Source organism: Candidatus Eremiobacterota bacterium, assembly GCA_031082125.1.
Classification (GTDB): Bacteria; Vulcanimicrobiota; CADAWZ01; order CADAWZ01; family Ess09-12; genus Ess09-12.
This window is the reverse complement of sequence record JAVHLM010000029.1, coordinates 100,171-109,810: the sequence shown is the minus strand read 5'-3', so window position 1 is coordinate 109,810 and position 9,640 is coordinate 100,171. Positions and strand designations below refer to the sequence as shown.

Here is a 9,640-nt window from a genome sequence, read left to right as displayed (position 1 = left end):
TTGTGTCCACAATCTCCCACAGGCATTTTCATTGCGAGTTATGCAGGGCTCTCTTCCCTCCGCTTTGAAATTCTGCCCTTTTTCCGCTATAATGGTAATGACCATATCTGTCAAGGGGGAGGCCGAACTGATGCCCGAAGTGAAGCGACTTCGCGCTGCGAGGGGAGCCGCGCTGGCCACGGTGCTCATGGTGGTGGCAGTAGCCCTTGTGCTTGTATTTGTTCTCGCCGGCGTGGGAATCTTTCACCTCAACGTGGCGAAGCGCCTTGAGAACCAGATCCATTCCCGGAACTGCGCTGATGCGGCAATACAGCTCGCCCTGGAAAAGATCCTTACCGCCGATGCCACAGGCGTGAGCGTCCCTGACGTGGTAGTAGTGCCGGAAACCCTGGAAGGCGCCACGGCGGTGCTCACCTTCAGCCAGTCCGAGGCAGCGACCCGCAAGATCCCTTATTCAACAAATAATATCTCCAATAAGGATTCATCGGTATTCGGGTGGAATAACACCGTGGTTCCGAGGAGCGGCATTCACCTCGTGGGCGCAGGCACATGCAGGGGCGTCACGAAGACTGTAGAGGCCGTTATTTCCGCGCCTCCCTTTACATTCTGCGTGGCCTCCTCGGGCAAGTTCAAATCCGAGGGTGATTTTCTCGTCGCTTCCACTGAGAGAGGAGCAGATCTGAGCCATGGCCTCGATCTTAACAACCTGGGCCCCGCCCACATGGTGGCAAACAGCACTGCTGATGACGCCATATCCCTTTTCGGCAAGGGGAAAATAACCGGCGATGTGAAGACCTCGGGCAACATCTCCATTGATTCAAGAGCGGAAGTGCAGGTCCTCGGCGCAGTGAGGGTCCATGAGGATCCCTATGATATCCCGTGCCTCGATTTCACCAAGTATGATCCCTCATCAAGAAGTGAGCTCCAGAACATTTCCAGCTATCTCTCAAGCCCGACGCTCGAAGGCTTCTGCAAGGTAAATGACACCCTCAATGTGAGCGGCGACCTGGGCCTGAACGGCGCCCTTCTCTACGTGACGGGAAACCTCAACGTGGCAGGGGGGATCAAGGGCTCGGGAGCCGTGGTATGCGACGGGAGGGTGACAGTAAGCAGGGGTTCCGACGTGGCGACCGATAATCTGGCCGTCACGCTGTCGAAGGGAGATATGACCATAGGCGGCGCCGGCTCAAAGGACTATTCCTATTTCCAGGGAGTGGTGTACACCGAGGGGAGCTTCAAGGCTGAGCAGGTAAATATCACGGGCGTGCTGATTTGCAGCAGGCCCGCCGGAACCTCCCCTTCAACGGACAAAACGGTGACCATCTCCAACAGCAACCTTATCGTGATGCCAAATTACGTGGTGCCCGACAATGCTCCCGGTGCGGGAATGATCACGACGGCCCAGCTTCTTGAGGCAACCATGCCCAGGATGCAGCCGGCACCGCCGCCGGAAATCACAGACTGGTTTCGCAGCGGTGATCCCTCCCTGCAGAAGCTCTTCACCATAAGGGAAAACGCTGACGGAACGATATATTACGAGATATGGAACGATACCGGGGGCGCAAGCAAGACCATCTCATCCTTCACGGATATCAACTGCTTCATTGAAGGGATCTGCACCGACGGCACGAGGACCCCCTGGTATCACAAGTTTCCTCCCATACCGCAGATAAGCGCCCCGGTGAGGGCTTTTGCCGAGAAGTACCTTGAAGGCCCTCCGGCGCCTGCCTATGTGAACCTCATCAAGAAAGATCTCTGCTCGTTCGTGAGCCTCAAGGATCGCATGAGGGTCATAGTCTGGAGGGAGCTGTGAGCATGGCGGACGCTCGCGGCGCCTTGGCGGGAAAAAAGCCCCGGGAAAAAGGCCTGAGCCTCCTCGAGGTCCTCTTTACCTTTGCACTGCTGAGCCTTATCATGATGGCCCTCTTCAATGTCTTTCCCGGCACTCTCATGGCGGTCCGCCATGCTGAGCACCGCCTCGTGGCAGCCACCTTCGCCCAGTCCATGCTTGAGGGGAAAAGGGTGCTCTCCTTCAGCACGATTGATGATCCCCCTCTTTCCGAGGACAGGCCCGGTGACGACGGCACCATATATCATCTCGTCTTCGAGGTTTTTGACGTCACAGGCGCCAACACTCTCTATCTCAAGGGGATAAGGGCAGCTGCCACCTGGCAGGAAAAAGACAAATCCTATACCATCACCGAGGAGCAGTATGTATCGGCTGTTGAGCATTAGGCGCAGGGCTTTCACCCTGCCGGAGATCATAGTCTCACTGTTCCTCACTCTGCTGCTCCTCACGCTGCTGGTGTCCTTCCTGGTGCCCTGCCTTCGCGCCACCCAGACAGGCACAATCCGCGTGGAGCTCCAGCAGGAGAGCCTTCTTGCCCTTGGCAGGGTGATGGCTGACCTGGAATCCACGGTGACAGCCGCCATCACCGTCCAGGCGTCGGGCTCAAGCCCCGAGACAGGCCCGGTGTATCTCGCCGTCATCCCTGTTGAAAGCGTAAACAGCGACGGTCTCCAGGTCTGGAAGCAGTCAATAGTGCTCTACTACTGGAAAGAGGCAGGAAGCCCCCTTATCAGAAAGGAGTGGACGCCCTCGTCGCCACCTTCCCTGGGCCTTGTATCGGGCGATATAAAGCCCACGGTGGTGACCAACGCCATGATGAGCCAGATTGCCAGCGAGACAGCCCTCAGGGGAAAAATCCTGGCCCGTGACGTAAAGGAGTTCAGGGTAAAGAGCCTCACCACTTCCCTTTCCCTCTCTTCCCCCATTGAAGTCTTCATTTCTCTCGAGAGGAGAGGGGGGACAGGAAAAAAAGATGCGGAAAAGTTCTCCCTCGCCAGGAATGTGACTCTCAGGAATGAATTATAGAAGACCATGAGGGCTCGTACCTGCCTTTTTGTCATCCCGTTCATAATGATCATCTTTGTCCTGGCCCTGTGGCACTGCCCTGGCACCCCGGCCTTCACAGCGCCTCAGGGAAGCGCTTTTTCCCTCACCGTGAATACCAGTCCTCAAGGCGCACCCCTTTTCGTGAGCTATGAAAAAGCCGGCAGCCAGATCCCCCTGGGCCTGTCAGGCGCGCCTGTGCTGCTTGATGCCGCCGCAGTAAGAGCCAGTGGTTCTGCCACCATCTCCATAAGGCACCGTGATTTCCTTGTGAAAAGCATTGAGCTTGACGCTTCCTATCTCGATACCCATGCAGTCTATCCGCCTGAGGGCGCCGAAGTGCTTGATAAGGGCATCCGCAGTGTGACTTTCCTCACAAGCCCCTCCGGGGCCCGTGTCTTCCAGCACGTTTACGGCAGCGGCGAATCCAGGCAGGCCATCGGCGTATCGGGGCATCCCCTTCCATGGGAGCTGAAGAAATACCGCGAGGGGCAGAATGTCACCATCGGTTTTGACCTCTGGGGCTACCGATATATGGAAAAGCCTGTTCCTGCCTTTGCCTTCAACGATCCCGGCCATGGGGATGCTTACCTGTACCCGAAGGACGGAGTCCCCATGAAGCTTGAGCCCAAAGTTCCCCTTCTCATCGATGCTTATTACGGTGCAGGAAAGCATCCTGTTGCCGCGGTGCTCATCGCCGCGTCGGTTGCGCTTGCGGTCTTCGGCATCATCCTCCCGTGGCGCCGCTCAGTGAAAAACAGGCTTGAAAAGGCAGCGCTGTGGGAAGCCATAGCCTCAAGGTCCCAGGTGGACGATCCCCTTTTCGGCCGGCGCCTTGGGAGATACAGGCTCGTTGAGAAAATAGGCTCGGGGGGGATGGCAGCCGTTTACAGGGCCGTGCCCGAGGGAACCCTCCGGGAGGAAGAGAGCGTGGCAATCAAGGTCATTCATGAAGAAGCCAACAGTGATGAGGAGTTCTGCGAGCGCTTCAAAAGGGAGATGCACATCACGGCAGCGATGAATCACCCCTGCATTCTCCGCGTGCTTGACTATGGCGATGAAAAGGGCACCCTTTACCTTGTCATGGATCTCCTCAGGGGCAAGGCGCTCTCGGCGTCGATCCCGGAAAAGGGGATGGACCTCGCCACCTTCGGCTCAGTGTTTGTTCCCCTTCTTGAAGCGGTGCACTATGCCCATGGGAAGGGCATCGTGCACCGCGATCTCAAGCCTGAGAATATATGGCTCGAAGATGACGGGAGAGTCATTGTCATGGATTTCGGCATCGCAAGGAGCAGAAAATTCAGCACCATCACGGTAAAGGGAAAGGTCATGGGGACACCGACCTATATGGCTCCGGAGCAGATCACGGGGAAAAAGCTTGATGCCAGGGCCGACCAGTATTCCCTCGGCATCATCGCCTACCAGCTTCTCTGCGGCAAGCCTCCCTTTGTCGATGATGAGCTTATCAACATTATCTATATGCATGTGACGGACGATCCAGTGCCAATTGCGAGCCTCTGCCCTGATCTCCCGCTCGAGGTGGCCGCTGTCGTGATGAGAATGCTGGAGAAAGACAGGGATAAGCGTTTCGAGGACCTGCAGTCTGCCGCCGATTCCCTCAGAAGAGCCCTCGGGGAGCCTGCCGGGCCTGTGCCTGAAGGGAAGAGGGCGCCTTCATGAGCAGGATAATGGAGTTCATAGATGAGTTCGCCGCTCCGGCCACTTCATCGGCAGATCTTGTAATAGCCTTCCGCGAGCTTGCCGCCCTTCACAAAGCTTCAATAAACATACAAAGGAGCTTCCAGATTCTTGCCGATCAGGGTGAGAACAGGATGCTCCGAAGGGCTTTTAACGGCTGCGCCCGCCTCGTGCAGTCCGGCCAGGGTATTGCCCGCGCAATGTCCTCGTTCCCGCTGGTCTTCCCCGAGCTCTATGTGAAAATGATCGATATCGGCGAGCGGTCTGGGAAGCTTGAGCTTATGCTGGAAAGAGTCGCGATCCACGCGGAAAAGGAGCGCGAGCTTACCATGAAAGTCCAGTCTGCCCTCATCTATCCCCTTTTTGTGGGCTTTCTCTTCCTGCTCTTCCTTGTTGTCGGGCCTGCCTTCATGTTCAAGGGGATTTATGAGTTCCTTGAGTCCCTCAAGATTCCCCTTCCTTTCCCCACAAGGCTCCTTATCATGGCCTCGTCGCTGATACGCTCCCCGGTGGTGATGATACTTTTTCCCATACTTGCCGCGGGAGCCGCAGTGTTGTTGAAGACCTTGTGGCAGGATGACCTCTGGCGCGGAAGGCTCCAGGCATTCTTTTACAGGGTTCCTGGCGTGGGCACGGCTCTGCGCACCGCCGAGACAGCCCACTTCGCCCGGACGCTTGCCATAATATTTGATGCGGGGATTCCCCTCATCAAGGGAGTCGAGATCGCGAGGCAGGGCACCACCACGGTGGCTCTTCAGCAGAGGCTTGAGATCATGAGGACAAGCCTCGTTGAGGGCGAGTCGGTCAGGGAAGCTCTCGAAAAAACGGAATTCTTCTCCCCTCTGATGCTGAACCTTGTCGAGGTGGGAGAGCAGTCGGGGAAAATGGGGCAGATGTGCACTAAAATCGCTCTCATAAGCGAGCAGAACCTGGAGCAGGCTCTTGATGTCGCCATATCGGTGATGCAGCCCTTTTTTCTGCTCGTCATGGGACTTGTGGTGGGATTTGTCGTGATTGCCACGATGGCCCCGATGGTGAAAGTCGTGGAAAGCATCCTCTGAAGGCTATATTTCCGGATCAGTCCTGGAGCGGGTCCACTCCTTGCCTCCACCCCAACCGCCGGTCTGTTTCACCAGGACCAGCCTGTCGGGATATTTTATCTCAATCACGAGAGTCCCTTTTGAGTAGGCCGTGCCCTTGGGGATATCTATCCAGTCAAGGAATACCGTCTTGTCCTGCACTTTTCCGTGGGCAATGTTGGCCCAGGTGGGCGCGATAGGGTCGTCCTCGGCATACCAGAAGAGTTCGTCATTGATCTGCCTTATGTAGAAGGTGCCGATATTTCCTGTCTCCCAGTATCCTGTGAGATCAAAGGGAGTATCGGCTGGTGCAGGCTGCGGGGCCAGGGCAGCCAGCATGATCAGGAGCGCGGCAAGAGCGGTTTTTTTCATGATATCCCTCCATTCCCTTGATTGACCTGATAGATTCACGGCTTCTGCAGTGAATACCTTCTTCTTCCTACGCCGCCTGTCTTCCCTGCGGCACACAGAGAGGGAAAATCCCTCTCTCCACGAAGTTTCATTATACTGACGCATATCATACTCTCAGGTATAATGATGCCGTCTGGTATGCTCTGTGAATATAAGCTGCTCAATGCGTTTTTGACAAGAAAGCCACCGGAGGGAGGCAGTATGGGCAAGATAGACACCTATGAGCTCGCCAGGCCGCCACGGTCTGTGCCGCTCACCATCTTCATCAAGCTGCTTTTCGGCGGCTCATTGAATATAGTCGCATGGATCATCTTCGGCTTCTCAATGATATTCTACTGGGGCCTCGTGATGAATGCCGATCTTACAAGCCTCATATATCCCTCAGGCAGCTTCAGGACGGCCAGGGGCCAGATCATGGCCATCAGGGACACAAGCTTTTCCGAGGGAGGAAGCGAATCCCATTCGGGGACTCCAATCGTGGCTTACCATTTCCGCTTCAGCGGGCCCGATGGGAAAGCCCATGAGGGCGTCTCCTATTCCCTGGGGGGACATGTCCCTCACATGGCGGAGAATCCTTCGGAAGGGAACGAGGTGACGGTTCTCTTCCAAGAGAGGAACCCTGCGGTATCGAGAATTGAGGGGCTCCGCCACAGGCCTTTCACCTGGCCCGTGGTGTTTGTGGCGCTTTTCCCTTCCCTTGGCCTTGGCCTGGTCACTTTCGGCTTTCTCAGCGGCTTGAAAGCCAACCGCCTGATGGTGGGAGGCTTCCCGGCGCTGGGAGCGCTGGTGTCAAATGAGCCTACCAATATGACAGTGAACAACAGGCCTGTCTATGCCCTTACCTTTGAATTCGAGGCGAGAAACGGCAGGAAGTACCGCGTCAACGAGAAGACCAACGAGCCTGAAAAGCTCGAGGATGACCCGTCGGAGCGGCTCCTTTACGACGGGGAGAATCCTTCATATGCCGTGATGTTTGACAGCCTGCCGGGATCACCGGCCATAGATGCCAGGGGAAATTTCGTGGACCGCAGCCCTCTCGGCGCCCTGGCGGTCCTGATCGCTCCGGGAATCACCATTGCAGGCCATGGCCTTTACGCCCTTCATGCTTGTTTTCACCTGTTTTAATCTTTCCTGTCATGGGTTACGGAGCCATCGCCCTCGATGGGGATGGGATTCCCCAGAAAGCGGGGTCTGGGCTTCACGAGGTGCACATTAAGAAAATCCTTTATCCGCGCTACCGATTCCCTCATCTGGAGTCCCTGAAGCTCCGCAGATGGATACTTTCGCCTGTCAGCCTTCACGCCATGGGCGTCAATTCCCAGCATGCGGGCATTATAAATGCTGCGGGCAAGGTGAAACTCCTGGGTCACTATAAGGGCCGTCTTGATGCCGAAGACATCCCTCGCCCTGTACATGCTGTCATAAGTGCAGAAACCCGCGTGGTCCATGAAAATATCGCGGGGAGGCACACCCAGGTCCTCAGCCATGCGGCGCATGGAGTTCACCTCGTCATAGTCATCGAGGCCATGGTCACCTGACATGACAAGCTTTTTCACCTTGCCTTTCCCGTAAAGCTCCACTCCCGTGATTATCCGGTCCTCGAGCATGGGGCAGGGCACTCCCCCGGGATCGACGTAAGCTCCCAGCACAATTGCCGCCTGGGCTGCCGGCGCACTGTCGGCGTCACAGGTGTGGTGGAGGCCCAGGCGCTTCACGCGGAAGTTTATTGCCAGGAAGGCAATGACACCGGAAAGAAGGAGAGCTCCCGTCACAAATATCCATTTCCTGTGGACAGGGATCAGTGCAATGGCTTTTTTTATCATAGTTTTTCAATGAGGCGCCGTTGATCAATAGAGAGAATCGATTATCTCCTTCTGGTCTGTTGACTCCAGCTTCCTGTACCAGGAGTTGGTGATTGTCTTGTCGCTGTTTGAGCTTTTCCATGTCACCTTGATGACATAGGTACTTCCGATGGCGGCACCGCTGCAGTAAAGCTCCTTGTAAGGGTCGCCTGTGTCGGTGTACCACTGATTCCACCAGTACTTGCTGGTATATCCCCACTCGTTCACATCGACCCGGGAGACCCAGTACCGGTGGCTTCCATTTACCACCGTATAAGCATTCACTCTCATGGTGCCCCTTCTGATATTCTGGACATTTTCCTTCGGGGGGGGCTTACTCTCAGGGGCGGCCTTTACGGCCACGGCCTGGGGCGAAGAGCATTTCCGGGCATCCTTTGTCCCTGCCTGCGGTGGCAGGTCGCTTTTCGCTTCCACAATTGATGATGAAGGCTCACTCACGGTGGGACGCACCTTGCAGGCCTGTACGGCAGTTTCGCAGGACGCGGCTGATGAGGGTGAGGGGGGAGTGGTTTCAGTGGTCCTGGAAGAAATTTCCTGTGTCTTTGCCGAGGTGAGTGATATCGTCGAAAGGGCGGCTTCCCCGGGAGGCGGCGGTGTGGATCTGACCTTTATGCTCACCAGGTCCCGTGCATTCCTGGCCGGGGCCGTTGATGAGAGCGTATCAGTAATCGCCTGCGCCGCAATTCGTGCCTTGAGCTCCCGGCTCTTCATTGAACGGTTGCCAGCATGGGAGCCGGGCATAAGGATATGGTTCACTGACGTCACCATCAGGCCCAGGAGGGCGGCAACGAGCAGTACGAGGGCTATCAAATCGTTGGATATGGTCATTTCCCCACTTGTCCGGGCTCTTCTCGCGGAGCCTTTTGTCTTCGTGTTCATCTCTCTATCCCCCATGCAGTTTTATAATGACGCACAGTATACTCTTGAGTATGGCACAGAGGTGCCTTGCCGTCCGCTTCCATGATAGGGGCGGGAGAGGCAGGAGTCATCATCATGCCGGCAAGTGGTTCCATGAGGGCCCTGAGATGATAATGGGGCCTGCAAGATGCGCTCCTGGGCCTTCCAGGGGAATTACTGGATGAGATGGAATACTGATCCCCATATTTCAAGAAAGGGGGATCTTCTGTGGACAAGATAAAACTGGGTAAGCATGCCTTTCCTTATCCTATGCCCATGGTGGTGCTTGGCACCATGGTGGGGGGGAAAGTGAACTATATGGCCGTGGGCTGGGTTTCAAGGGTGAACTACAGCCCCCCCATGATCGGCGTGGCCCTGGGCAAGGTCCATCACACCAACAAGGGCATAAAGGAGCACCGACAGTTCGGACTGAGCATTCCATCCCTCGATCTCATAAGGGAAGTGGATTACACTGGCATTGTATCAGGCGCCAAGACTGACAAGTCCGGCATGTTTCAGACATTTTTCGGTGACCTTCCTTTTGCACCCATGGTAAAGGAATGCCCCCTGGCCATGGAATGCAAGGTCGTGGAAGTGGTCGAGCTTCCCTCAAATGAGCTTTTCATCGCTGAGATCACGGAATCTTACTCCGAGGAGCGTTTTCTGTCAGAGGGGAAGCCTGATGTGAAGAAAATCAACCCCTTTGTGCTCACCATGCCAGACAATGGCTACTGGCAGGTCGGTGAATACGCGGGGAAAGCCTGGTCAATAGGCAAGGAGCTTAAAAAGCTGTAGCATGC

Annotated in this window: 10 protein-coding genes; 7 read left to right on the top strand and 3 right to left on the bottom strand. The window is 55.9% G+C overall.

Features of this window, described 5'->3' with window-relative positions; all coding sequences use genetic code 11:
• Window positions 1–130 precede the first annotated feature (130 nt).
• The 5 genes from RDV48_25155 to RDV48_25135 are packed head-to-tail and all read left to right on the top strand — an operon-like array spanning window position 131 to window position 5,652.
• The gene (locus tag RDV48_25155; protein ID MDQ7826115.1) at window positions 131–1,813 is read left to right on the top strand and encodes a hypothetical protein; all 1,683 of its coding nucleotides are present in this window, start codon (window positions 131–133) and stop codon (window positions 1,811–1,813) included.
• A gap of 2 nt (window positions 1,814–1,815) precedes the next feature.
• Window positions 1,816–2,235: a prepilin-type N-terminal cleavage/methylation domain-containing protein gene (locus RDV48_25150; protein ID MDQ7826114.1), complete on the top strand. Its 420-nt coding sequence runs from the start codon at window positions 1,816–1,818 to the stop codon at window positions 2,233–2,235.
• Complete coding sequence (locus tag RDV48_25145) at window positions 2,213–2,875, top strand: hypothetical protein (protein ID MDQ7826113.1); 663 nt, start codon at window positions 2,213–2,215, stop codon at window positions 2,873–2,875. The genes RDV48_25150 and RDV48_25145 overlap by 23 nt, the downstream gene beginning before the upstream one ends.
• 6 nt (window positions 2,876–2,881) lie before the next feature.
• Complete coding sequence (locus RDV48_25140; GenBank protein ID MDQ7826112.1) at window positions 2,882–4,573, top strand: serine/threonine-protein kinase; 1,692 nt, start codon at window positions 2,882–2,884, stop codon at window positions 4,571–4,573.
• On the top strand, window positions 4,570–5,652 hold the full coding sequence (locus RDV48_25135; protein MDQ7826111.1) for a type II secretion system F family protein: 1,083 nt from the start codon (window positions 4,570–4,572) through the stop codon (window positions 5,650–5,652). The genes RDV48_25140 and RDV48_25135 overlap by 4 nt, the downstream gene beginning before the upstream one ends.
• Before the next feature lie 3 nt (window positions 5,653–5,655).
• Here RDV48_25135 and RDV48_25130 read toward each other — a convergent pair whose 3' ends face one another.
• Window positions 5,656–6,042, bottom strand: a complete 387-nt coding sequence (locus tag RDV48_25130) for a hypothetical protein (GenBank protein MDQ7826110.1) — start codon at window positions 6,040–6,042, stop codon at window positions 5,656–5,658.
• A 240-nt stretch (window positions 6,043–6,282) separates the two neighbouring features.
• On the opposite strand from RDV48_25130, the gene RDV48_25125 reads away from it, so the two are divergent.
• Window positions 6,283–7,206, top strand: a complete 924-nt coding sequence (locus RDV48_25125) for a DUF3592 domain-containing protein (protein MDQ7826109.1) — start codon at window positions 6,283–6,285, stop codon at window positions 7,204–7,206.
• Here RDV48_25125 and RDV48_25120 read toward each other — a convergent pair.
• Window positions 7,203–7,904, bottom strand: a complete 702-nt coding sequence (locus RDV48_25120; GenBank protein MDQ7826108.1) for an ElyC/SanA/YdcF family protein — start codon at window positions 7,902–7,904, stop codon at window positions 7,203–7,205. The genes RDV48_25125 and RDV48_25120 overlap by 4 nt on opposite strands.
• A gap of 24 nt (window positions 7,905–7,928) precedes the next feature.
• Window positions 7,929–8,822 (bottom strand): hypothetical protein, encoded by an 894-nt coding sequence (locus RDV48_25115; protein ID MDQ7826107.1) that lies wholly within the window; start codon window positions 8,820–8,822, stop codon window positions 7,929–7,931.
• A 246-nt stretch (window positions 8,823–9,068) separates the two neighbouring features.
• Here RDV48_25115 and RDV48_25110 point away from each other — a divergent pair, with 246 nt between their 5' ends.
• Window positions 9,069–9,635, top strand: a complete 567-nt coding sequence (locus RDV48_25110; GenBank protein ID MDQ7826106.1) for a flavin reductase family protein — start codon at window positions 9,069–9,071, stop codon at window positions 9,633–9,635.
• The last annotated feature ends 5 nt before the right edge of the window (window positions 9,636–9,640 follow it).